At 51.5% G+C, this 24215-nt stretch carries 26 protein-coding genes and 1 other annotated feature; of the genes, 11 read left to right on the forward strand and 15 right to left on the reverse strand.

Features of this window, described 5'->3' with window-relative positions; translation table 11 throughout:
• Positions 1-32: 32 nt before the first annotated feature.
• The 10 genes from btuC to thrS all read right to left on the reverse strand — a co-directional run bounded on the left by btuC (position 33) and on the right by thrS (position 9543).
• Entirely contained in the window at positions 33-1040 is a 1008-nt protein-coding gene (gene btuC / locus ACX1CU_RS12520; protein ID WP_459398646.1) for a vitamin B12 ABC transporter permease BtuC, read from the reverse strand.
• A 176-nt stretch (positions 1041-1216) separates the two neighbouring features.
• The gene (locus ACX1CU_RS12525) at positions 1217-1624 is read right to left on the reverse strand and encodes a DUF2502 domain-containing protein (RefSeq protein WP_459398647.1); all 408 of its coding nucleotides are present in this window, start codon (positions 1622-1624) and stop codon (positions 1217-1219) included.
• Positions 1625-2298: 674 nt separating this feature from the next.
• A complete protein-coding gene (ihfA, locus tag ACX1CU_RS12530; RefSeq protein WP_004943604.1) occupies positions 2299-2595 on the reverse strand; it encodes an integration host factor subunit alpha in 297 nt (98 codons plus the stop codon).
• Between the two features lie 4 nt (positions 2596-2599).
• Positions 2600-4987 (reverse strand): phenylalanine--tRNA ligase subunit beta, encoded by a 2388-nt coding sequence (gene pheT / locus ACX1CU_RS12535; RefSeq protein WP_459398648.1) that lies wholly within the window; start codon positions 4985-4987, stop codon positions 2600-2602.
• A gap of 14 nt (positions 4988-5001) precedes the next feature.
• Positions 5002-5985, reverse strand: a complete 984-nt coding sequence (pheS, locus tag ACX1CU_RS12540) for a phenylalanine--tRNA ligase subunit alpha (protein ID WP_459398649.1) — start codon at positions 5983-5985, stop codon at positions 5002-5004.
• A gap of 140 nt (positions 5986-6125) precedes the next feature.
• Positions 6126-6250, reverse strand: a sequence feature (Phe leader region).
• A complete protein-coding gene (pheM, locus tag ACX1CU_RS12545; RefSeq protein WP_459402801.1) occupies positions 6200-6244 on the reverse strand; it encodes a pheST operon leader peptide PheM in 45 nt (14 codons plus the stop codon). (Overlaps the previous feature by 45 nt.)
• 114 nt (positions 6251-6364) lie before the next feature.
• Positions 6365-6721, reverse strand: coding sequence for a 50S ribosomal protein L20 (gene rplT / locus ACX1CU_RS12550; protein ID WP_459398650.1), 357 nt, complete (start codon positions 6719-6721; stop codon positions 6365-6367).
• Positions 6722-6764: 43 nt separating this feature from the next.
• Positions 6765-6962 carry a 50S ribosomal protein L35 gene (gene rpmI, locus ACX1CU_RS12555; protein ID WP_004931418.1) on the reverse strand — a complete coding sequence of 66 codons (198 nt, stop codon included), beginning with the start codon at positions 6960-6962 and terminating at the stop codon, positions 6765-6767.
• A gap of 97 nt (positions 6963-7059) precedes the next feature.
• Complete coding sequence (gene infC / locus ACX1CU_RS12560; RefSeq protein ID WP_071683678.1) at positions 7060-7611, reverse strand: translation initiation factor IF-3; 552 nt, start codon at positions 7609-7611, stop codon at positions 7060-7062.
• Positions 7612-7614: 3 nt separating this feature from the next.
• Entirely contained in the window at positions 7615-9543 is a 1929-nt protein-coding gene (thrS, locus tag ACX1CU_RS12565; protein WP_459398651.1) for a threonine--tRNA ligase, read from the reverse strand.
• Positions 9544-9900: 357 nt separating this feature from the next.
• Between thrS and ACX1CU_RS12570 the strand changes: the two genes are divergently transcribed.
• The 3 genes from ACX1CU_RS12570 (at position 9901) to ACX1CU_RS12580 (ending at position 12667) form a co-directional block, all read left to right on the forward strand.
• Positions 9901-10479 (forward strand): DUF2239 family protein, encoded by a 579-nt coding sequence (locus tag ACX1CU_RS12570; RefSeq protein ID WP_459398652.1) that lies wholly within the window; start codon positions 9901-9903, stop codon positions 10477-10479.
• A 61-nt stretch (positions 10480-10540) separates the two neighbouring features.
• A complete protein-coding gene (locus ACX1CU_RS12575; RefSeq protein WP_459398653.1) occupies positions 10541-11905 on the forward strand; it encodes an MATE family efflux transporter in 1365 nt (454 codons plus the stop codon).
• A 72-nt stretch (positions 11906-11977) separates the two neighbouring features.
• Positions 11978-12667, forward strand: a complete 690-nt coding sequence (locus ACX1CU_RS12580) for a MarC family NAAT transporter (protein WP_459398654.1) — start codon at positions 11978-11980, stop codon at positions 12665-12667.
• Positions 12668-12688: 21 nt separating this feature from the next.
• Here ACX1CU_RS12580 and ACX1CU_RS12585 read toward each other — a convergent pair whose 3' ends face one another.
• Positions 12689-13573 (reverse strand): PHP domain-containing protein, encoded by an 885-nt coding sequence (locus tag ACX1CU_RS12585; protein ID WP_459398655.1) that lies wholly within the window; start codon positions 13571-13573, stop codon positions 12689-12691.
• 241 nt (positions 13574-13814) lie between these two features.
• Here ACX1CU_RS12585 and ACX1CU_RS12590 point away from each other — a divergent pair, with 241 nt between their 5' ends.
• On the forward strand, positions 13815-15026 hold the full coding sequence (locus tag ACX1CU_RS12590; protein WP_459398656.1) for an alpha/beta hydrolase family protein: 1212 nt from the start codon (positions 13815-13817) through the stop codon (positions 15024-15026).
• Between the two features lie 103 nt (positions 15027-15129).
• Here the strand turns inward: ACX1CU_RS12590 and tnpA are convergent, their stop codons facing one another.
• Both tnpA and ACX1CU_RS12600 read right to left on the reverse strand, forming a co-directional pair.
• The gene (gene tnpA, locus ACX1CU_RS12595; protein WP_042659502.1) at positions 15130-15588 is read right to left on the reverse strand and encodes an IS200/IS605-like element IS1541B family transposase; all 459 of its coding nucleotides are present in this window, start codon (positions 15586-15588) and stop codon (positions 15130-15132) included.
• Positions 15589-15780: 192 nt separating this feature from the next.
• Positions 15781-16443, reverse strand: a complete 663-nt coding sequence (locus tag ACX1CU_RS12600) for a transglycosylase SLT domain-containing protein (RefSeq protein ID WP_459398657.1) — start codon at positions 16441-16443, stop codon at positions 15781-15783.
• A 109-nt stretch (positions 16444-16552) separates the two neighbouring features.
• Between ACX1CU_RS12600 and ghoS the strand changes: the two genes are divergently transcribed.
• Entirely contained in the window at positions 16553-16852 is a 300-nt protein-coding gene (gene ghoS, locus ACX1CU_RS12605; RefSeq protein WP_459398658.1) for a type V toxin-antitoxin system endoribonuclease antitoxin GhoS, read from the forward strand.
• Between the two features lie 90 nt (positions 16853-16942).
• On the opposite strand, the gene ACX1CU_RS12610 is transcribed toward ghoS, so the two are convergent.
• Positions 16943-17392 (reverse strand): GNAT family N-acetyltransferase, encoded by a 450-nt coding sequence (locus ACX1CU_RS12610; RefSeq protein ID WP_459398659.1) that lies wholly within the window; start codon positions 17390-17392, stop codon positions 16943-16945.
• 231 nt (positions 17393-17623) lie between these two features.
• Between ACX1CU_RS12610 and ACX1CU_RS12615 the strand changes: the two genes are divergently transcribed.
• Positions 17624-18493, forward strand: coding sequence for a fructosamine kinase family protein (locus ACX1CU_RS12615; protein WP_459398660.1), 870 nt, complete (start codon positions 17624-17626; stop codon positions 18491-18493).
• 49 nt (positions 18494-18542) lie between these two features.
• Here ACX1CU_RS12615 and ACX1CU_RS12620 read toward each other — a convergent pair whose 3' ends face one another.
• A complete protein-coding gene (locus tag ACX1CU_RS12620) occupies positions 18543-19103 on the reverse strand; it encodes a YniB family protein (RefSeq protein WP_459398661.1) in 561 nt (186 codons plus the stop codon).
• A gap of 207 nt (positions 19104-19310) precedes the next feature.
• On the opposite strand from ACX1CU_RS12620, the gene hxpB reads away from it, so the two are divergent.
• From hxpB to ACX1CU_RS12645, 5 genes are all read left to right on the forward strand, one after another.
• A complete protein-coding gene (gene hxpB / locus ACX1CU_RS12625; RefSeq protein ID WP_459398662.1) occupies positions 19311-19976 on the forward strand; it encodes a hexitol phosphatase HxpB in 666 nt (221 codons plus the stop codon).
• Positions 19977-20243: 267 nt separating this feature from the next.
• Positions 20244-21080, forward strand: a complete 837-nt coding sequence (gene kduI / locus ACX1CU_RS12630) for a 5-dehydro-4-deoxy-D-glucuronate isomerase (protein ID WP_459398663.1) — start codon at positions 20244-20246, stop codon at positions 21078-21080.
• Between the two features lie 58 nt (positions 21081-21138).
• A complete protein-coding gene (gene kduD, locus ACX1CU_RS12635; protein WP_459398664.1) occupies positions 21139-21900 on the forward strand; it encodes a 2-dehydro-3-deoxy-D-gluconate 5-dehydrogenase KduD in 762 nt (253 codons plus the stop codon).
• Between the two features lie 173 nt (positions 21901-22073).
• Positions 22074-22622 carry a metal-dependent hydrolase gene (locus tag ACX1CU_RS12640; RefSeq protein WP_459398665.1) on the forward strand — a complete coding sequence of 183 codons (549 nt, stop codon included), beginning with the start codon at positions 22074-22076 and terminating at the stop codon, positions 22620-22622.
• A gap of 182 nt (positions 22623-22804) precedes the next feature.
• Complete coding sequence (locus tag ACX1CU_RS12645) at positions 22805-24196, forward strand: L-cystine transporter (protein WP_459398666.1); 1392 nt, start codon at positions 22805-22807, stop codon at positions 24194-24196.
• Positions 24197-24215 lie beyond the last annotated feature (19 nt).

Here is a 24215-nt window from a genome sequence, read left to right on the forward strand (position 1 = left end):
GAAAGTACCGTCGGTTTATAGCGGTAGCTCATTTACCTTACGCTCTTTGACCGGGTCAGTAACCAGATAAATAGCGGTGCGCCCAGTGTGGCAGTCACTACGCCGATAGGGAGTTCTGCGGAAAGTAGCGTGATACGTGCAACCACATCAGCCGCCAGCAACACTCCGGCCCCTGCCAGCGCGCAACCGGGCAACAGGAAGCGCTGATTGGTCAAGCCGCTGAGCCGCAGTATATGAGGGATCACCAACCCCACGAAACCGATCACCCCCGCCAGTGCCACACTGGCACCCACCAACCAGCCGATCGCCAACACCAACAGATTGCGCCACAGATGAAGAGAAAGCCCCAGTTGCCGGGCCTGAACTTCACCCAGCGCCATCAGATTTAGCGCTTTACCCTGCGCACATAACCACAGCAGCACCGGCAACAATATCAGCAGCAACCATTTTTGCCGCCAGTCGACCCCGCCGAAACCGCCCATCATCCAATACATCAGTTGGCGTAGATCGAGGCTGGAGCTGAAATAAACGGCCCATGTCATGATGGCACTACAGACGATGCCCAACGCAACTCCCACCAGTAGCAGGCGTGCATTACTCATTCGTCGGCGGCGGGCAAAACTCAATAATAGGAAGGTCATCACCAGTGCGCCGAGGATCGCACTCAGGCTCATCAGGGCAACCGGCAATAATCCGTTGCCGAACAGCACCGTCAGAACCAGCGCTACGCCAGCGCCATTGGCCACCCCAAGTAACCCAGGCTCTGCCAGCGGGTTTTCAAACAGCGCTTGCATCGCCGCTCCCGCAACTGCCAAGCTGGCCCCCACCAACATGACCGCCAGCGCTCGCGGCAGGCGCAGTTGCCAGACAAATAGCTGCGCAGACTCACTCAGCCACTGAGTGGGCCAGATCCAGACATCCCCGGCGCTCAGGCTGAAGACAAAAGCCACCACAACGCCCAGCGTCAACAGTGATAAATGGCGTTTATCGCGTTGGCGCTGATTTTGCTGCAATAACGTGAACGTTTGGTGGGTCGGCATAGGCGTAACAATTCCTGCAGACCGTTGTCATGGTCTGATAATTAACATCTTGCAGCGAATATTAGGAGGTTAGCGCCGTGAGGGAAAGGGTTGTGTCGCAGATCGGCCAGGAAAACAGCGGCTAGCACCATCTATTAACCAACAGGTGATAGCAATACTAACCGCCAGCAAATCAATTAGTGGCGCGGATCGTTGCTGTTTTGTGGATAAGGCCGACCGTAGGCATTATTGCTATCGCTGCGGTTATTGCCACGATCGCTATCATCGTGTGAATTGCGAACATTTTTACGATCGCCATGAAATGGATTCCTCCCGCGATCAGCATGCTCACGAAGGTCCGATGGCTGCCAACGCCCGCCATCCCAATACATGCCGCGTTCATTTCGCTCCCCGACACTATGCCCCTGGTGCGCATGCCACCACTGTGGCGGACGCCAATCATAGCCATCCCAGTAGTAACCTCGTTTATCTTGATCGCCCAAATGCAGTGAAACACCGGGTGCATTGATATCAATAGAGACATTTGCCTGGGCAGCCACCGGCAGCAGCAGAGGTAAACACACCAGCAACAGGATCTTTTTCATTGTTCATCTCTCTTTATTACAAAACTGAGAGGGTTATATCAGTGCACCTATTTCACGCCTATCGCCTCAAGGACTATTTTCAGATCGTTTTCAAGCCCTTTACACAATCCCTACACTGTCACCACTTCTATTTTATTAATACATACGCCAACAGAGCTTAACAAATAATTGACGCACTGATTGCTCCATAGCCTCTTATTATTACCTGACACTCACCGAAGGATATTATTATGACTAAACGTATTGGGATTTTATTAGCCATAGCTTTGCTCACTACGGCTCTATCTGCCTGCTGTTTCGGCCCCCGCGGCGGCCATGGTGGCGGTTCACACGTTGGTGGCTCTGGTCATTACTATCATTAACCCAGAGATGACGATCCCTGAGTTAGTTACAATGCGCTATTGAAAAAAAGCAAAATAGGAATGCTCTGCAAACATCATCAATCTATCTTTATAGCAGAAAGCATTATCAGTAAGATTATTTAATGCTTATATGCTAGCGAAAAAGCAGGGTGGCATGGTACGTTGCAGAGTAATGAAATCAGCCATGCATAATAAGAGTGAGAGATAATAAAAACCAGGTAACAATATATTACCACATAACATCATTATTAAAATCATGACTCTGTGAATAAGAAAAAGGCCGCGAACGCGGCCTTTTTGGTGTTACGCAACTTATTCTTTTGGGCTCGCGTTTTCCACCCGGCTTTTTAGTTTTTGCCCCGGACGGAAAGTGACCACGCGGCGCGCCGTAATCGGAATGTCCTCACCGGTTTTAGGGTTGCGTCCCGGACGTTGGTTCTTGTCACGCAAATCAAAATTACCAAAACCTGACAGTTTTACCTGCTCACCGTTCTCTAAAGCCCGACGGACCTCTTCAAAGAACAGCTCTACCAGATCTTTGGCGTCCCGTTTGCTAAGCCCAAGCTTCTCAAACAGGTGTTCTGACATTTCAGCTTTAGTAAGCGCCATAGGTTCAATCCCTCAAGGATGCTTGGAATCGCTGTTTTAGAGCCTCTACGCATCTTGCAACGGTAGCGGCGATCTCCTCTTCTTCCAGTGTACGAGCGGTATCCTGCAATACCAGACTGATAGCCAGGCTCTTGTAACCCTCTGCTACGCCCTTGCCACGGTACACATCAAACAAGTTTACGCCAACTACCTGATTTGCGCCAACTTTCTTACACTCTGCCAAAATATCTTCTGCGGCGACGTTTTCAGCCACGACAACCGCGATATCACGACGGTTTGCAGGGAAGCGAGAAATTTCACGCGCTTGAGGTACGGCGCGGGTTGCGACCTTATTCCACTCCAGTTCAAACACCACAGTACGGCCGTTAAGATCCAGTTTACGCTCAAGTTCTGGGTGAACCACACCGATGAAACCTACGCGCTCACCGTGCAAATAAATCGCCGCACTTTGACCCGGGTGGAGAGCCGAATGGGCCTCTGCCTTGAACTGAATTTCAGATAACTTACCTGTCAGCTCAAGCACAGACTCCAGATCCCCTTTCAAATCATAGAAGTCCACCGGCTTTCTTGCCAGATCCCAGTGTTCTTCATGGGTATGCCCGGCAATGACGCCAGCCAGCATGACATCCTGACGGATCCCCAGATTCGCCGTAGTATCAGGCACAAAGCGCAGGCCGCTTTCGAACAGGCGCACACGCGTTTGCTGACGATTCTGGTTGTACACCACCGCAGACAGTAAACCAGTCCACAGCGACAGGCGCATAGCGGACATCTCTACCGAGATTGGGCTTGGCAGGATCAGCGCTTCTTCGCCCGGATGCAGCAGCACCTGTACTTTCGGATCGACAAAACTGTAAGTAATTGCTTCCTGGAAGCCGTGATCGACCAGCATGGTTTTTACACGCTTCAGCGCCAGATCGGATTCATGATGCTTAGTCATCACCAGATCGGCACGCACAGGTACGTCTGGAATATTGTTGTAGCCGTATACACGAGCCACTTCTTCCACCAGATCTTCTTCGATCTCCATATCGAAACGCCAGCTTGGCGCAACCGCCAGCCAGTTGCTGCCCTGCTCAGTCACCTGGCAGCCAAGGCGGCGCAGAATATCGCTCACCTGCTCGGCGGGTACCACATGGCCAATTAGGCGATCCAGCTTTTCACGGCGCAATGTGATAGAGGCACGTTTCGGCAACGCGTTCTCATCGGTCACATCAATGATAGGCCCAGCTTCACCGCCACAGATATCCATCAGCAAACGAGTTGCACGCTCCATAGCCTTATACTGCAATGCAGGATCCACACCACGCTCGTAACGGTGGGAGGCGTCGGTATGCAAACCATGACGACGCGCACGGCCAGTAATCGACAGCGGGCTGAAGAACGCACACTCCAACAGCACATCCTGGGTTTCATCGTTCACACCAGAGTGCTCACCACCAAAAATGCCGCCCATCGCCAACGCTTTATGATGATCGGCAATCACTAAGGTATCCGCGCTTAATTTGGCTTCATTGCCATCCAACAGGCGCAGCGTTTCGCCTTCAGATGCCATACGCACCACGATCCCGCCTTCAATGCGGTTCAGATCGAACGCATGCATCGGCTGACCGAGTTCCATCAACACATAGTTGGTGACGTCAACCACGGCATCGATAGAACGGATCCCACCACGACGCAGTTTTTCACGCATCCACAATGGTGAAGGCGCCTTTACGTTGATCCCTTTCACCACACGGCCCAGATAGCGCGGGCACGCCTGCGGCGCGTCTACACGGATTGGCAGCGTATCGGTGATGGTAGCAGCAACCGGGCTCATATCTGGCTCGGTGAGCGGCAATTGATTCAGCACGGCAACGTCACGCGCTACGCCAATAATGCCCAGACAATCCGCGCGGTTAGGGGTGACGCTGATTTCGATCGCGCTATCATCGAGTTTTAGATAGTCGCGAATATCGGTACCGATCGGCGCGTCTTCTGGCAACTCAATAATGCCGTTATGATCGTCAGAAATCGCCAGTTCGGAAAACGAACACAGCATACCTTCAGAAGGTTCACCACGCAGTTTGGCGGCTTTGATCTTGAAATCACCCGGCAATACCGCGCCAACGGTGGCTACCGCTACTTTTAAACCAATACGGCAGTTTGGCGCACCACAGACGATGTCCAGCAGACGCTCGCCGCCTACATCAACCTTGGTTACACGCAATTTATCGGCGTTAGGATGCTGCCCACATTCCACCACGTGGCCAACCACCACGCCGTTGAAAGCACCGGCTACTGGCTCAACGCCGTCCACTTCCAGGCCTGCCATAGTGATTTGATCGGACAATGCTTCGCTGCTGATGGCCGGGTTTACCCACTCGCGCAACCAGAGTTCACTGAATTTCATGTGATATTCCCGCCTTACTTAAACTGTTTGAGGAAACGCAGATCGTTTTCGAAAAACGCACGCAAATCGGTGACACCGTAACGTAACATCGTCAGGCGCTCCATTCCCATGCCGAAGGCAAAGCCGGAGTAAACTTCCGGATCGATACCCACATTGCGCAGTACGTTCGGGTGCACCATGCCGCAACCCAACACTTCCAACCATTTACCGTTTTTGCCCATCACATCAACTTCTGCGGAAGGCTCAGTAAACGGGAAGTAGGAAGGACGGAAACGAACCTGCAAATCCTCTTCAAAGAAGTTGTTCAGGAAATCATGCAACGTGCCCTTCAGATTGGTAAAGCTGATGTCTTTATCGACAATCAGCCCTTCCATCTGGTGGAACATCGGGGTGTGCGTTTGATCATAATCGTTACGATAGACACGGCCCGGTGCGATGATGCGGATCGGCGGTTGCTGGGTCTTCATGGTGCGGATCTGCACGCCAGAGGTCTGGGTACGCAGCAGACGCGTAGCGTCAAACCAGAAGGTATCGTGATCGGCTCGTGCCGGGTGATGAGCTGGAATATTCAGCGCGTCAAAGTTGTGATAATCGTCTTCGATTTCTGGGCCGGTTTCGACAGAGAAACCCAGTTCGCCGAAGAAAGTTTCAATACGATCGATAGTGCGGGTCACCGGGTGCAGACCACCATTCTCCAAACGACGACCTGGCAGCGAAACATCGATAGTCTCAACCGCCAGACGTGCGTTCAGTACGGCAGACTCCAGCATATTCTTACGCGCATTCAGCGCATCCTGAACGTCCTGTTTTGCCTGATTGATCACCGCTCCGGCAGCCGGGCGCTCTTCCGCTGGCACTTCGCGCAGTGACTGCATCTGCAAGGTGAAATGACCTTTTTTGCCTAAATATTCGACGCGTACCAAATCTAACGCGGCAACATCCTGGGCATCTTCTACGGCTGCCTTGGCTTTGGCAACCAGCTCTGCGAGATGTGACATTGCTTTCCTCTTCCTCTGGCCGTGACGGCCCGCTAAGTTATGATTGATTATTATTCGAGCACGCCTTTGGCCTTATCCTCAATGAATTTCACGTTGCAACCCACAGCGCTACGGTTTGAAAGGCAAAGGAGATAGTCAAAAACAAAAAAGCCTCCACAGTGGGAGGCTAAGGCGCTACTTTTCGTTTCTTTTCTTACGCCAAGGCTCCCTTAAATCAGGCGCTAAAGTAAAAAAAGAAACGGAAAATGGCAGAGTGCATAGTTGCATTACCTTGTCGATTGATTGACGAATAGTGTGAGCGCCGAGGCCAATAAAAGTCAATATTTGTCTCTGAAAAATAACAATTAAAAGAGGGAGCAAGCTCCCCCTTTCGTCTTTCTTACGCCAGAGCTGCTTTCGCTTTTTCAACCAGTGCGCCAAAGGCTACTTTGTCGAATACTGCGATATCAGCCAGGATCTTACGGTCAATTTCAATAGAGGCTTTTTTCAGGCCGTTAATGAACTTGCTGTAAGACAGGCCGTTCTGACGAGAAGCGGCGTTAATACGTGCAATCCACAGCTGACGGAACTGACGCTTACGTTGACGACGGTCACGGTAAGCATACTGGCCTGCTTTGATTACTGCCTGGAAGGCAACACGATAAACGCGCGAACGGGCACCGTAGTAACCTTTCGCTTGTTTCAGTATTTTCTTGTGACGTGCGCGTGCAATTACACCACGTTTTACGCGAGCCATATGCTCTCTCCTAAAGTCTTATTCTTGATTCAAAAAATGTGGCTTATGCGTACGGCAGGCACGCGGTAACCAGGACCAGATCGTTTTTAGACACCATGCCTTTCGGACGCAGATGACGTTTACGCTTGGTTGCTTTTTTGGTCAGAATATGACGCAGGTTAGCATGTTTGCGCTTAAAACCACCGCTGCCGGTCTTTTTGAAGCGCTTGGCTGCACCACGTACAGTTTTAATTTTTGGCATGTTAATTAAATCCACTTCGCATTGTTAAACAACGAATCAGTGAGGCGAATAAAACCCACGCACGCTTGCACGGCGTGGGTTCGATTACTTGGAAGCCTTACTGTTTCTTCTTGGGTGCGAGCACCATAATCATCTGACGGCCTTCGATCCTTGTTGGGAAGGACTCGACCACTGCCAGATCAATATCTTCACACAAATCTTTACGGACGCGGTTAAGCACTTCCATACCAATCTGCTGGTGCGCCATTTCACGCCCACGGAACCGCAGGGTGATCTTGGCTTTATCGCCGTCTTCCAGAAAGCGAATCAGGTTGCGTAGTTTGACCTGATAGTCGCCATCATCGGTGCCAGGGCGGAACTTGATTTCCTTAACCTGGATAACTTTTTGCTTCTTCTTCTGTTCTTTGGTCGACTTGCTCTTCTCGTAGAGGAATTTGCCGTAATCCATGATCCGGCAAACTGGCGGTTCGGCATTTGGGCTGATCTCTACTAAATCAACACCCGCTTCCTCAGCTTTTTCAAGAGCTTCATTCAGACTGACAATACCAATCTGCTCGCCATCGACGCCGGTTAGGCGAACTTCTTGCGCGCGAATTTCTTTGTTAATGCGATTTGGACGCGCCGGTTGAACTCGTTTTCCGCCTTTAATACTTTATTCCTCCAATTGATGAAGACTACGGCTGCGAATCTCTTTCAGCAGCTTGTCTACGACGTCACTCACGTCCAGGCTCCCCAGGTCTTTGCCACGGCGGGTACGAACGGCAACTTTGCCCGATTCGACCTCTTTATCACCGCACACCAACATGTAAGGAACTCGACGTAGAGTATGTTCGCGAATTTTAAAGCCAATCTTCTCGTTTCTCAAGTCCGCTTTTGCCCTAATCCCTGCATCTTGCAGTTTTTTGGTCAATTGCTGGACGTAATCAGACTGGCTGTCGGTGATATTCATCACCACTACCTGCACTGGAGCAATCCAGGTTGGGTAGAAACCGGCATATTCTTCGGTAAGGATACCGATGAAGCGCTCCATGGAGCCAAGAATAGCACGGTGAATCATTACCGGTACCACGCGTTCGTTGTTTTCGCCGACATACGACGCGCCTAGACGGCCCGGTAAGAAGAAATCGAGTTGCACGGTACCACATTGCCATGCGCGATCCAAACAATCATGCAAGGTAAATTCAATTTTTGGACCGTAGAAGGCACCTTCACCCGGCTGATATTCAAACGGAATCCCGTTTTCAGTCAGTGCGGCGGCCAGATCGTCTTCAGCACGGGTCCACATATCGTCAGTACCAATGCGCTTCTCTGGGCGGGTAGACAATTTCACCGCAATTTTTTCGAAGCCAAAGGTGCCGTACATATCGTAGACCATCTTGATGCAGTCGTTCACTTCAGCACGCACCTGATCTTCGGTACAGAAGATGTGGGCATCATCCTGGGTGAAACCACGGACACGCATCAGGCCATGCAACGAACCTGAAGGCTCGTTACGGTGACAGCTGCCGAACTCGCCCATGCGCAGCGGCAGGTCGCGGTAAGACTTCAGGCCCTGATTGAAGATCTGCACGTGGCCCGGGCAGTTCATCGGCTTGATGCAATACTCACGATTTTCTGACGACGTAGTGAACATGGCGTCTTTGTAGTTTTCCCAGTGGCCGGTTTTTTCCCACAGCACACGGTCCATCATGAACGGCCCTTTCACTTCCTGATACTGGTACTCTTTGAGCTTCATGCGCACAAAGGCTTCCAGTTCGCGGAAGATGGTCCAACCGTCATTGTGCCAGAACACCATGCCCGGCGCTTCTTCCTGCATATGGTACAGGTCAAGCTGCTTGCCGATCTTACGGTGGTCACGCTTCGCCGCTTCTTCAAGACGTTGCAAATAGGCATTCAGTTGTTTTTTATCTGCCCAGGCAGTGCCATAGATACGCTGCAGCATTTTGTTTTTGCTGTCGCCACGCCAGTAAGCACCCGACGTTTTCTGCAGTTTGAAATGATGGCAGAAACGCATATTCGGCACGTGCGGGCCGCGGCACATATCGATGTATTCTTCGTGGTGATACAGGCCAGGACGGTCGTCACGGCTGACGTTTTCATCCAGAATTGCCACTTTGTAGCTTTCGCCACGGGCAGCAAAGGTGTCGCGGGCTTCCTGCCAGCTCACTTTTTTCTTGATGACGTCATAATCTTTGTCGGCCAACTCATGCATCCGCTTCTCCAGCAGATCCAGATCTTCCTGCGTCAGGGTGCGGTCGATGTCAACGTCATAGTAAAAACCATTGTCGATCACCGGGCCGATGGCCATTTTGGTATCTGGCCACAGCTGTTTGATCGCATGGCCCAACAGGTGTGCACAGGAGTGGCGCATGATTTCCAGGCCTTCGGCGTCTTTGATGGTGATGATGGCTAATTGCGCATCAGACTCGATCAGATCGCTGGCATCAACCAGTTCGCCGTTGACACGGCCAGCAATACAGGCTTTGGCGAGGCCAGGGCCGATATCACGGGCAACATCCATCGGGGAAACGGCATGATCATATTGACGCTGACTTCCGTCAGGAAGAGTAATAACAGGCATTAATAATTCCTTATCTACAGTGGTGACCCACACGACAGATCACATGCAGTACAGATATTTTGATGAGTATTGAGTAAGTTATGCAGCATATCTCGCCCACAATTGCCAGATTGATGCACAACTTGATACGCCCATAAAACGCGTACCTTCAGCGGCTTTTTACAACCCTGCGGATAGTAACATTAAATTTGTAGCGGATAAATAAAGTGCAATCGCGCCAGCATCAACAAGTTATTGCTGCAAGTGATGGGTGTGCCAAACGATGGGTAAAACACCGTGAATATCACAGTGCTTGACTTTTAAGCACAACCCCGCCAAATTAATCCGGGTAAAATAATAATATCCGGGTATAATACTGTGAATACGATTAACTCTGCAAAATGCACCGCATTTTTACGTCACCAACGTGTCGCCACAGGCTCCTACCCTGAGGTTGCAAAGGTGCTGGCGTCGCTCGATCTTTCAGCAGGTGGTCTGTTGGTATTTGATGATGCCACAGGAGCACAGGTCGACTATCCCTGGCCTGAGGGCTATGTCTGGCCGCAGCCTGGGGAAAATGTCTCCATACATGAGGCTGAACCCGCAACTCAGCCTTCCGTCGGGCGGCCAAAACTCGGTGTAGTGGCACGTGAAGTGACGCTGCTACCCCGCCATTGGGAATGGTTAGCACAGCAGCGTGGCGGTGCTTCTGCCGCATTGCGCCGTTTGGTTGACGAGGCTCGGCACAATACGGCGGAACAGGACCATGAGCGCCGAGCAAAAGAGAAAGGCTACCGATTTATGACCGCCATCGCCGGTTGCTTACCTGGTTATGAAGAAGCGGTGCGAGCGCTGTTTGGTCATGACGGTAAGGTTTTTGCCGAGCGAATTGCCCATTGGCCAGCCGATATCCAGGCGCATCTGGCCTGGATAACCCGCGATGCTTTCACCTCGTGATATCACGCACACTTAGGCACGACTGGTGCTATTACCCCCTTTAAGTGCAGGAAAACGTTCAATGCCAACCCGTTCGCAACAAGGGCAGAAGCCGCTCTGGCGCATCTACCTGATCTTTTTGGTACCCATGGTACTGTCCAATTTCCTGCAAGGATTTTCCGGCACTCTTAACGGTATTTATATCGGCCAAATGCTTGGCACTCATGCTTTGGCAGCGATTGCCGGTATGTTTCCCGTGGTTTTCTTCTTTATCTCACTGGTGATCGGCGTAGGTGCCGGGGCATCGGTGTTGATTGGGCAGGCATGGGGGGCGAATGAACCGGAAAAGGTGAAAACCATCGCCGGAACAGCGCTGATGCTGGGCGTCATCATTGGCTTGCTGGCCGCCGTATTTGGTTCTCTGTTTGCTCGTCAGGCGTTGCAGGCTCTGGGAACCCCGCCGGATGTGCTGGAAGAAGCGGTTTCTTACGCCCGTATTATGATGCTGATTATGCCGCTGTTGCTGGTGTTTATTCTGTTCACTCAGTTGCTACGCGGCGTCAGTGACACGGTTTCTCCGCTGTTGGCACTGCTGCTATCGACCTGCGTGGGTTTGCTGCTGACCCCGGCGCTCATCCGTGGCTGGCTAGGGTTTGCTCCGATGGGCATCCAGAGCGCAGCACTGGCGGGTATGGTGGGGAACGCGCTAGCCATGATCTATCTGGCGGTACGCCTTCGCCGCAAACAACACGTGCTGGCTCCCGATCGTGCCATGCTGGCCGCGTTGAAGCTGAACCCGGTTGTGCTACGCAAAGTATTGCGCATTGGCTTACCGACCGGTTTGCAGATGGTGGTGATTTCAATTTCTGAGCTGGCCATTCTGACGCTGGTTAACCGCCACGGTTCGGATGCCACTGCCGCCTACGGCGCCGTCACGCAGATCGTCAATTACGTGCAGTTCCCGGCGCTGTCGATTGCCATTACGGCTTCCATTCTCGGGGCCCAAGCGATCGGCGGCGGGCATATGGAACGGATTAGCCCCATTCTGCGTACCGGATTATTTATCAATTTCTGGTTAACTGGCACGCTGATCGTGTTGGGTTATCTACTTTCGCATTGGCTGCTGAGTCTGTTCCTCACTAGCCCTAGCGTCTTGGCACAGGCAGAACATCTGTTACATATCATGCTGTGGAGCATGCTGGTGTTTGGTTTCCAAGCCATCGTCGGTGGTATCATGCGCGCCAGCGGCGTAGTGTTAGTGCCGGTATCCATTTCGATTCTGTGTATTCTGGTCGTGCAATTACCCGCAGCTTACCTACTCAGTGCCTATTTTGGCTTGGAGGGCGTATGGATGGCGTTCCCGATAGCTTATTTGACAATGCTGGCATTGCAGACCACTTTCTACAGGCTGGTTTGGCGGCACAAGAAAATCGAACGTTTAGTATAACGTTGTTGAGATGAAGCGCCGCACCAGGCGCTTTGCTGACATCCACGTCCACAATTTTTGGGGTTTGTTTTTATGTTGACCATTTTGCAGTTGTTTCAAGCCATCGGGCTGGGACTGGTGTTACTGCTGCCACTGGCTAATCCGCTAACCACGATAGCGTTGCTGTTGGGCCTGTCGGGCAATATGACGAGTGAAGAACGTAACCAGCAGTCGCTGATGGCTTCGGTCTACGTGTTCTTTATCATGACGGTGGCGTTCTATGCCGGTCAACTGGTCATGAAAACCTTTGGTATCTCCATTCCCGGCCTGCGCATCGCCGGTGGGTTGATCGTCGCTTTTATCGGCTTCCGTATGCTGTTTCCACAGCAAACCCCAGGCGAAACGCTGGAAGTGGAAACCAAGAGCAAAGAGCTACGCAAAAAAACCTCTGCCAATATCGCCTTTGTGCCATTAGCAATGCCGAGCACCGCCGGGCCGGGTACGATTGCGATGATCATCAGCTCTGCATCGAGCATCAAAGAAAACACGCTGGGATTTGCTCATTGGGTGCTATTGGTGGCACCCGTGCTCACCTTCCTGGCGGTTTCGGTGATTTTATGGGCCTGCCTACGCAGTTCGACCAGCATTATGCGCCTGGTTGGCAAAAGTGGCATTGAAGCCATCTCCCGCCTGATGGGTTTCCTGCTGGTCTGTATGGGCGTGCAATTTATTATCAACGGCGTGCTGGAGATTATCTCCACTTACACACCGAACGCCTTCTAAAAGTCTTAATTTGGCAGGGAATCATGCGCTAGCGGCTGCAACAAATCGGCGTATTTCCGCGATATGCTGCGAGCCGTAAGCGCATTGCCCAACTTCGATTTTCGGTTTGTTGCGCCCATGGAAATCACTACCGCAGGTCACAAATGCCGAACGATCAACGGCAAAGTCATATAGCTGGCTGGCCAATTCTGGCGAATGGTAGCTGGAGAATACTTCAATACCCATCACGCCCGCTTTCAGCATGTCATCAATCACCAGAGTGTGATCTTGCTTAACGTTGGCACCAATATGCGCCACGACCGGTATCCCGCCATTATGGCGAATCACATCGACCATCTCGCTCATTGCCGGGTAGCTGACAGGCATGTAGCAAACTTTCCCAGGGCCAAAGAAATCCCAGTAAAAGTTGATCAATGGCATATCCGCCCTGGCACCACCAGCACGATAAGGCAGCAACAGCGGATGGCCGTCATTGCGTTCATCCTCCAGGATCACCTCTCCCATCTGCTCTTCCTGTGGAATAGCCCCGCCGCACACCTGCTCTAACCGCTGTTCATCAAGGTAGAACTTCAGCTCACGCAGCTTTTCGAACTTTTTCGGTGTCAGTTCACGCTGGATCGCACTGAAATTCTGGTGGATCGCCGCAAAGTCTTCACTGGGGGTAAAACCATAGCCCAACAGATGATAGTTACGCCCGGCAAAGGTGCAGTCGATTTCAATGCCGGATAACACATTCAGACTGGATGATGCCAAGGCCTTGGCTTGCTCTACCGAATTAGCGTTGTTGTGATCGGTCACTGCTAACGTGCTGATGCCCTGTTGCTGGCAGCGAGCGATCAGCACCTCAACCGGGAAATCTGCGTCATCGCTGTAATTGGAGTGCATGTGCAGGTCAATCTTTTCCATTATTCCCCCTCAGTTCCTGCTATCTGATATGCATCATTGATTTTGCTGATTTTATCAGCGGTCCATTTGGACTTTTGATCAAAGCACACTATGTTTAGCACAGCACTGGCCTGATAAATTTAAGATTCATTGTATAACGAGAGTGACAAACCAGTCGGTGAAGTACCTCCCGTTAGCCATGCCACATCATCCGCAAAGCCTACCTGCGGTTCCGCGCAGTGATTATATTGAGGGAACATCAATGCTAAAAACATTTCACGCTTTCATTTACCTGTTGCTGGTTTGCTGGCTGGCTCCTGTCACGGCAGAAACCAACAATAACCCTCAAGTTCAGATAAGCGACAGCGTTTCTTATCAGTTGATCGACCACTGGAGCAGTGAGCGATTGAACCAGATCCTCAATGTCGACACGCCAAAATTTGCTGGAGTAAACGTTAAATATACCCCAGCCCGCAATGCGGTAAACCTGTATCGCGTCACCTATCACTCGGTGATACCGGAGTTCGGCAACCGGCCAACGGTCGCATCAGGGTTGCTTGCCATCCCAGAAACCGCTGGCAAGTCATTCCCACTACTCTCCTATCAGCACGGTACGGTCTACGGGAAATACCAGGTTCCTTCATTCCCAGAACAGTCACCGGAAACCCAATTGATGATCGCGCAATTTGCCGGGCAAGGTTACCTGGTGATCGGTGCCGACTATTTTGGCTTGGGTAACTCTACCGAGCCTGAAGGCTATATGGTAAAAGGCAGCCACCAGCAGGCCACCTATGACATGCTGATCGCCGCCCAAAGCGTGCTCAAACACATGGGGCTGAGCAACGATCGTCTGTTTCTTTCCGGCTGGTCACAGGGCGGTTTTGTGACCATGGCTATGCTTGAGAAGCTGGAAAGCGTCGGCATCAAACCACAAGGCACTACCACCGCCAGCGCGCCCGTTGATGTGTTTGCTCTAATGAACGGTTTTCTGGTTTTCCCGCGCAAGTTTGACGCCAGTTGGCTGAATAGCATTATGATCCTGTCAGCTTTCGCTTACGAAAATTACTACGGAGTACCCGGTCTGGCTCGCGCATTGCTCAACGACGAGTACTACGACGTTGCCAAGAAAGCCTATGAGCGCCAACCGTTCAATCCAGAAGATATTCCTACCGATCTGCACAAACTGATTCGGCCGGAATATTTTAACCCGCAATATTTCGCCAACTCAGCCTATGGCAAGCTGATTGCCGCAGCTCAAGCCTATCGCTGGGTTATCCAATCTCCGGTGCGTAACTATTACGGAGAAACAGACGAGGCTATCACGGTTGGCGTTGGCCGCATGGCGATGACCTATGCACAATCGATGGGATCAGGTAACACGATGGTTGAGGCGATTTCCACGGGTGACACCACTCACCGGGGCACTTTCGCGACGGCGGTGCCGCAGTGGAAGTTATGGTTCGATGCCAAATAAATATCCTCCGGCATAGCCGGAGGTTTTTCATATGCGCCTATAAGGCTCTGTTACCTGCCGCGCCCTAACAGGCGCATCGCGATCTGACATTTGCATCTATGCATTACTTACGGCCCGTAAACGGGCTGCCCGGATACGGGATCGACAACTGCTCACCCATCTTATCCTCTTCCAGTTGGTGCTTTATGTATTCTTGTATCCTGGCTGTATTTTTACCAACCGTATCAACGTAATACCCTCGACACCAAAACTCCCTGTTACGGTATTTGAACTTCAAATCGCCAAACTGCTCATAGAGCATCAGGCTGCTCTTTCCCTTCAGATATCCCATAAAGCCCGACACACTCATCTTCGGTGGGATTTCCAGAAGCATATGGATGTGATCCACACAACATTCTGCCTCCAGAATATTCACGTTCTTCCATTCGCACAGCTTTCTTAAGATACTGCCAATCGCTCTGCGCTTTTCCCCGTAGAACACCTGTCTTCGGTACTTCGGCGCAAATACTATGTGATATTTACAGTTCCATCGCGTGTGCGCTAAGCTCTTTTCGTCCCTCATAGGGACCCCCTTTTGATTTCTTGTTGAATATTTGCAGTTGCCAGACCGCAAACTGTTTTAACAAATCAAAAGGGGTTTTTATAACTGGCTCAAAGCTGAAAGCTTTACGGAACCTCCAGCCTAGCTGGAGGTTTTCTGTGCACAATAAACACAAGGCCCCGTTAAGGGGCCTTGTAGCTATGTGAAGGCGTATTACTCAGACATCGCCTGATAGGCGGTAGTGACTTTCCAGAGATAGCGCGGCGCCTGCGGTGCCGGGTGCTTCTTCTGGATATGCTGATAGAACTCGTCTGGGCTCATCTGGTTAATACGGTTTACCGCCACACGTTTATCGGATGAAAATGTCCGTAACATCGCCCCGGCACCATTCACATAAGAGACGATGGTGGCATAGCGTAACGTTTGTGGATCGGTGATCCCGGCTAGCTGCTGGCTTTGAAGAATATTGATATAGGCCGTTCCCAGATCAATATTGACCGCCGGATCCTTCAACTCACGTGAGCTTGGCTGCCCATCTTTTCCTTTCATACGGTAGGCATCGCGCCCGGCGGTTGATGCCTTCAGTTGCATTAATCCTACGGCATTCGAGGTGCTGACGACGTTCGGGTTAAACCCGGACTCCACCTGAATGATGGCTTTAATCAAGGTTTCGTCGACGCCATAGTTGCTGGCAGCCTGACGAATGTAATCATTATAGGCGACCGGTGTGCCGGTTCGGTTGCTGGGTATTGGCGATGGAGGTTTGAGCCAACCGCCTGATGTACCACTGCCTGCCGTGTTGCCCGTTGTCTGCGGATCGTTCGCGCAACCGGCTAATAGTAAGATTGCCATCAGGCAACCGATTTTTGTTTTCACAGAATCCCTCACTCCTTTCAATGAGTTGCGTAGCATATACAACCTGTAAGGACGCCTGTATAACTTTTTTGGTCTATTCTCAGGGTATCCATATACCAAGAGGTGATTTATGAGTCAATCTCCACCCACCTGTTTTGTGGTGACTTTCAACGTTCAGGAAGACGGTTTAACCGATTTATCCAAGCTGAGTGGGCAACTCACTCGCGAAGGATTTACCACCTCGGTCACTGATGAACGAGGCATACAACATCAACTGGAGAGCACCAGCTTTGCTTTGATAACGCCGTTGGATCAACAGATTGTACAACAACTGGCCCAAGGGTTCGGCCAGGTTGCCTTAGGAAAGCCCCCTAAGGTCACCGTTGCTACCTCTTGGGACTACGTCAAGCGGTTACATACTGATACATAAAACAGAATCATTCACCGTCGCGGAATTCATCACTCACTTTGGGAACGAAACCTGCGACGGTCACCCCACTAACGTTGAACGCATCTCACCCTATTGTTGCTGATAAATATCAGGCCGAACAATATGCCAGACGAAGTTCTCTTCATTGATTGGCTGATACCCTACTTTTTGATACAACCAAGGGGCGCTGTTGGTGACCAACATGATGCGCCGCAGGCGCTGCAACACCGGATGCTCCAGCGAACACTCCATTAGCCAGCGTGCCAGCCCCTGCCGTTCAAACTCTGACGTGACGAAAACGTCACACAGATAGCCAAAAGTCACGTAGTCGGTCACCAAGCGGGTAAAACCGATTTGCTGGTTACGATGATAAAGCCCAAAACACAGGCTGTTCTCTATCGATAGGCGTACCGTTTCCAACGAAATCCCTTTCCCCCAACTGGAGGTAGTCAAAAAAGCGTGAGTAAAAACCAGATCCAACTCACTCTTATCACTGCTGATGTGAAATTCGCCGCGCTGCCACTGCATGTTTTGCTCCATCCTCACTCCTTCTGTTCGCTGATTTAAGGACACAGTGCACAAACATCGCCGAGCAACCAGCAAGTTGCAAGAGTAGGCGTACTTAAATTAATCAATAGCGTATATACTTTGACCAGGCACGCGCAGTGGAATTATCACCAGTAGTTGGTACAGCTGTGCGCCATGTCGTGTTTTCGCAACAGGAAAGACGCTAACCTAATGAAATCGCAGGCAACACAGAGGGGAATGACTATGTGGCAAGCCGTTAGTCGTCTGTTAAGTGAACATCTTGGCAGCGCAGAAATCCGCGAAAGGACTGAACTACCCGGCGGAGAGATCCATTCGGCGTGGCGCGTGAGTTACGGTGACAGCGAGGTGTTTGTGAAATGCGATACCCGCGAACTGCTGCCGATATTTACTGCCGAAGCCGATCAACTGGCACTCTTGGCGCGCAGTAAGACCGTACACGTACCCGAGGTGTACGGAGTGGGTAGCGATCGCGATTACAGTTTTCTGCTGCTCGAATATCAACCACTTAAACCGTTAGATGCGCACGGTGCTCATTGCCTGGGCCAACAGTTGGCCCGCCTGCACCAATGGAGCGAACAACCGCAGTTCGGTCTGGATTTCGATAACGATCTTTCCACCACACCGCAGCCCAATGCCTGGCAACGCCGCTGGGCCGAATTTTTTGCCGAACAGCGTATCGGCTGGCAGTTGCAATTGGCTGCCGAAAAGGGCATGACCTTCGGCGATATCGATGAAATCATCGACGTAGTGTATCTGCGGCTACAACACCACCAGCCGCAACCTTCCCTATTGCACGGGGATTTATGGCCCGCCAACTGCGCGCTGGCCGCCGATGGCCCCTTCCTGTTTGACCCGGCCTGTTACTGGGGCGATCGCGAGTGCGATCTTGCCATGTTGCCACTTTACCCGGACCTGCCAGCACAGATTTATGATGGCTACCAAAGCATCTGGCCTCTAGAGACCGGTTTTATTGAGCGCCAGCCGCTGTATCAACTCTACTACCTGCTTAACCGCAGCAACCTGTTCGGCGGCCAGCACTTGGTGACCGCACAGCGCGCCATCGACGCCTTGCTACATCCTGAGGTGTTCTAAATAATTGGGGCGCTGCAAGCAGCGCCCCAATTATCAAACCTTTACCACATTATGCTGCGCCAGCCATCTGCCCCAGCAGTTTAAACACGAAATAGGCAACCACCGCGATCACCGCTGGCAGAATGTACAACGGGAAGTACTGCAGGAAGATAGTATGATGCGGTAGCGTAATTCGTTCTTCTAACTGCGCCCGCGTCTGCCCGTCGTTCCCCTTGGCCTGCTCTAAAATCATCTGATCTTCCAGCCCTTCACGGATAAACTTCACCTGACGCGACATCCGCGCACCAGAAGTCTGTAACGCCAGCCCAACAAAAATCAGAAAATAGATAATGATAAACATCAGGTTCGCACCGCTGAACAGGCTCTTGTCGACATCCGGCACCGGCGAGTTGTACCAAAAAATATTCAGGAACGAGGTATTAAAACGCAGCATATCCACGATGACGTGAACAAAATCCAGCATCACGGCGTTAATGCCTTTGGTTTTTTCACTGTGTTGATAAACAAAGCTCAACAGTGAAACCAGCGTGGAAAGTAACGCAGGGATGAAAACCACCCATCCGAAAATACGTTTCAGTATGGCGATGCGCCCAGCCTGTTGATACGTCATGTGTTCCCCTTGTAAGTGACGTAACCGTCAATGGGCTAAGTCTACCCGTAGTTAAGGAAGCTCGCCCACCGTTTTCTTTGTCAATCGATGGGCAGATGCTGCGTTTTGACCAAACGAGCCAAGCCAGAGAGGTACAGACCCACCGGCAAAAATGATAAAGTGGGAAAAACGTGATCTTTTACCGGCGCAGTAGGAGCTAATCATTAAATGACTTATTCGCAACGCATAGAAACCGCTATTTTTGACATGGATGGTTTATTGATCGATTCAGAACCCCTGTGGTTACAAGCGGAATTGGATATCTTCGGCTCGCTGGGGCTGGATCTGTCCGATCGTCACAAACTGCCAGATACGCTGGGCCTGCGTATCGATCTGGTGGTGAAAATGTGGTACCAGTCGATGCCGTGGCAAGGTGTGTCGCAAGAAGAAGTCGCCGGGCGCATTATCGAACGGGCCATAGAACTGGTGCGAGAACAACGCCCACTGCTGCCTGGCGTGCAACAAGCGCTAGAACTGTGCTGCAGCCTGGATTTGAATATCGGCCTGGCCTCCGCTTCACCGCTGCGCATGCAGCAACAGGTTTTGAAGATGTTCGATCTGGAAAGCTATTTTGATCAGCTGGTTTCTGCCGAGTATCTGCCCTACAGCAAGCCGCACCCAGAGGTTTATCTGATTGCCGCAGAGCGCTTAGGCAGCGAACCGTCGCACTGTATTACGCTGGAAGACTCCTTCAACGGCATGATTGCCACCAAAGCGGCACGTATGCGCTCCATTGTCATTCCAGCACAAGAGTATCGTCAGGATCCTCGCTGGGCTCTGGCGGATTATAAACTACACAGCCTTGAGCAGTTGACTGCCGAGCACCTGGCATAAAACCCTGTCGGCATCGGCCCCTGCTGATGCCGTTTATTTCCCCTCACGTTACATCGCCCGCGCTTTTTTACTGCAAAACCCCGACTGCGTCATAAAATAAATAAAACGGCATTTCATTTTTATTGAATTCGTATGTCAGGCGTTCTATGCTGGCAGCATAAAGAAAACGCCGGGCAGCCGATGACCGCTGTTACTGCCACACAGCGCCAGTTGGCGGCCCGGTGCTTTCTTCCTCAATGGTGAACTTCAAAGAAGAGAGACATTGCAATGGACGTTCGTCAAAGCATTCACAGTGACCACGCTAAACAGCTCGATACCGCTGGATTACGCCGCGAATTCCTGATTGAGAATATCTTCGAAACCGACAACTACACGATGACCTACAGCCATATTGACCGCATCATTATCGGTGGGGTTAAACCGGTGAATACTACGGTCAGCATCGGCGACGAAGTGGGTAAGCAACTGGGCGTGAGCTATTTCCTTGAGCGCCGTGAATTAGGCATGATTAATATCGGCGGGCCGGGTGTTGTGATGGTGGATGGTCATACCTACGAAATTGGCCATGAAGAAGCGTTGTACGTGGGCAAAGGTGCGCAGCGCGTTGAATTCAGCAGCGTGGATGCCCAGCAACCTGCCAAGTTCTATTACAACAGCGCCCCTGCACATACTCATTACCCCAATAAAAAAATCACCTTGGCAGAAGCTTCACCACAAACGCTGGGTGATGATGCCACCAGCAACCGCCGTACCATCAACAAATTCATCGTTCCGGACGTCTTACCCACCTGCCAGCTCACCATGGGCCTGACCAAACTGGCAGAAGGCAATCTCTGGAACACCATGCCCTGCCATACCCATGATCGCCGCATGGAAGTGTATTTCTATTTCGACATGGACGACGACACCGCAGTGTTCCACATGATGGGGCAACCGCAGGAAACACGTCATCTGCTGGTACAGAATGAACAGGCGGTGATCTCACCAAGCTGGTCCATTCATTCTGGTGTAGGCACCAAACGTTATACCTTTATCTGGGGTATGGTTGGCGAAAATCAGGTCTTTGGTGACATGGACCATCTCGCTACCTGCGATCTGCGTTAAATCCCTTCAGCCAGCATCTGCACGGTGCACCCGCGCCGTGCAGCACGAGAATACAGTCATGATTTTGAATTCCTTTGATTTAACAGGCAAAGTGGCGCTCATCACCGGCTGCAATACCGGTTTGGGCCAAGGTATAGCGGTTGGGCTGGCACAGGCCGGTTGCGACATTATCGGCGTCAACCGCAGCGATCCGCATGAAACGATGGCTAAAGTGACTCAGCTTGGGCGCCGCTTCCTGAATTTGAACGCCGATCTCGGCAAGATTGACGCCATTCCTTCATTGCTAGAAGAAACTATCCGCGAATTCGGCAGGGTAGATATTCTGGTCAATAACGCTGGTATTATCCGGCGTGAAGACGCGCTCAGCTTCAATGAAAAAGATTGGGACGATGTGATGGACGTTAACATCAAAACCCTGTTCTTTATGGCGCAGGCCGTGGCGAAACAGTTTGTCAGCCAAGGGAGCGGGGGCAAAATCATTAATATTGCCTCGATGCTCTCTTTTCAGGGCGGTATCCGCGTTCCTTCCTATACCGCCTCAAAAAGCGCCGTGTTGGGCATTACCCGCCTGCTGGCGAACGAATGGGCGCAATATGGTATCAACGTGAACGCCATTGCCCCTGGCTACATGGCCACCAACAACACCCAGCAACTGCGCACTAATGAAGAACGCAATCAGCAAATTCTGGAGCGCATTCCCGCCGGACGTTGGGGAACACCGGAAGACATTATGGGGCCGATCGTCTTTCTGGCCTCCGCTGCTTCCGACTATGTGAATGGTTATACCCTTGCGGTTGATGGCGGTTGGCTGGCACGCTAAGCGCCTGCATCAAAACACTTTTCCGGGCTCTGCATGCAGAGCCTTTTTATTGGCTCAACCCATTGTAATACGCCGTAAAATAAACAATTAGTTACGTGGTAACATCTTCCGCAACTGTAAAAAAAACCATATACTGGATAAATTAACAGTTTAGTAACCGGAATAACCATAGCATGACCGCGGAAGGACATCTTATTTTCTCTGTTGCCTGTGCGATCTTCGCCAAAAAGGCAGAGGTCACGCCTGAACTGGCCAACGGTGACTGGTGGCACATTATTCCTGCCGCCTTGCTAACATCGTTATTACCGGACATCGACCATCCTAAATCAGTGCTAGGCCAGCGCCTGCGCTGGATCGCGATTCCCATATCACGCGCTTTCGGCCACCGCGGCTTCACTCACAGCCTGCTGGCAATCGTCGGTGGCATGATGTTATTCCGCTTAGATGTGCCACACAGTTGGCCAATTCCTATTGATGTGCTGCACGCCATGATCATTGGTTACTTCAGCCATTTACTGGCCGATATGCTGACCCCGGCCGGAGTACCGCTGCTTTGGCCCTGCCGCTGGCGCTTCGGCCTGCCGCTGCTGAATTCGCAGAAAGGCAACCAACTGGAACGTGTCTTGTGTTTGTGCCTGGTCGCTTTTGCTCTCTATTGGCAAGGGGGATACACCTTTCCCGTGCAGTCATATTTTGAGCAAATAAAAAATATTCGATTGTGATCACAAAAAATCGATGATTTCCTCCTCTTTAGGTCTATAAATTAAACAAATTCGAGCTGAAAGTTATATTCAATTCCATTTGGATATAAGTGAGCTTTCCAGCAAACTGTTACGATATTTACATCGCTACACCTCTGCTGGGTAGCACTTTTAGACTATAAAAAAGATGATGGAGACATGGGATGAATCTACCGCTCGTATTAAACGTGCTGGTTTTTGTCGCCCTCCTTTTGCTGTTGGCGCAAACCCGCCATAAGCAATGGAGTCTGGCGAAGAAAGTTTTGGTCGGTCTGGTGATCGGCGTGCTGTTCGGTTTAGCATTGCAATGGGTTTACGGTTCAGACAACCCGGTGCTGAAAGAATCCATCACCTGGTTCAACATTGTCGGTAACGGCTACGTGCAACTGCTGCAGATGATCGTGATGCCACTGGTATTCGCTTCGATCCTGAGTGCGGTAGCCAAACTGCATAACGCCGCTTCTTTGGGCAAAATCAGCGTCCTGACTATTGGTACCCTGCTGTTCACCACGCTGATCGCGGCGCTGGTGGGGGTATTGGTGACCAACCTGTTCGGCCTGACTGCCGAAGGCTTAGTGCAAGGCACGCAGGAAAGCGCACGTCTTTTAGCGATTGAGAGCAACTATGTGGGTAAAGTGGCCGATCTGACCGTGCCGCAGTTGGTATTGTCATTTATACCGAAAAACCCCTTTGCCGATCTGACCGGTGCCAATCCAACTTCTATTATCAGCGTCGTGATCTTTGCTGCCTTCCTGGGCGTTGCATCGTTGCAACTGCTGAAAGACGATAAAGAAAAAGGCCAACGCGTATTGGCAGCGATCGACACTCTGCAAGCCTGGGTGATGAAACTGGTGCGCCTGGTGATGAAGCTCACGCCATACGGTGTGCTGGCGCTGATGACCAAAGTGGTTGCCGGTTCCAACATCCAAGACATCATCAAGCTGGGTAGCTTCGTGGTAGCCTCTTACCTCGGCCTGGCGATTATGTTCGCGGTTCATGCCCTGTTGCTGACCTTTACCGGGGTTAACCCGCTGAAATTCTTCCGCAAGGTCTTGCCGGTTCTTACCTTTGCTTTCACCAGCCGCTCCAGCGCCGCCAGCATTCCGCTGAACGTAGAAGCGCAAACTCGCCGTTTGGGTGTGCCGGAATCCATCGCCAGTTTCTCCGCTTCGTTCGGGGCCACTATCGGCCAGAATGGCTGTGCTGGCCTGTATCCAGCGATGCTGGCCGTAATGGTCGCACCAACCGTGGGTATCAACCCGTTAGATCCGATGTGGATCGCGACGTTGGTAGGCCTCGTGACCATCAGTTCCGCCGGTGTTGCCGGGGTCGGTGGCGGTGCAACCTTCGCCGCCCTGATTGTTTTACCCGCCATGGGCTTGCCGGTAACGCTGGTTGCCTTGCTGATCTCCGTTGAACCGTTGATCGACATGGGCCGTACCGCATTGAACGTCAGCGGCGCGATGACCGCAGGCACCGTCACCAGCCAATTGATGAAGCAGACCGACAAATCCATCATGAACAGTGAAGACGAAGTCGATCTGGCTCATCGGTAAAGGTTTATCGTAGTGAAAA

Source organism: Serratia sp. D1N4, from assembly GCF_054552755.1.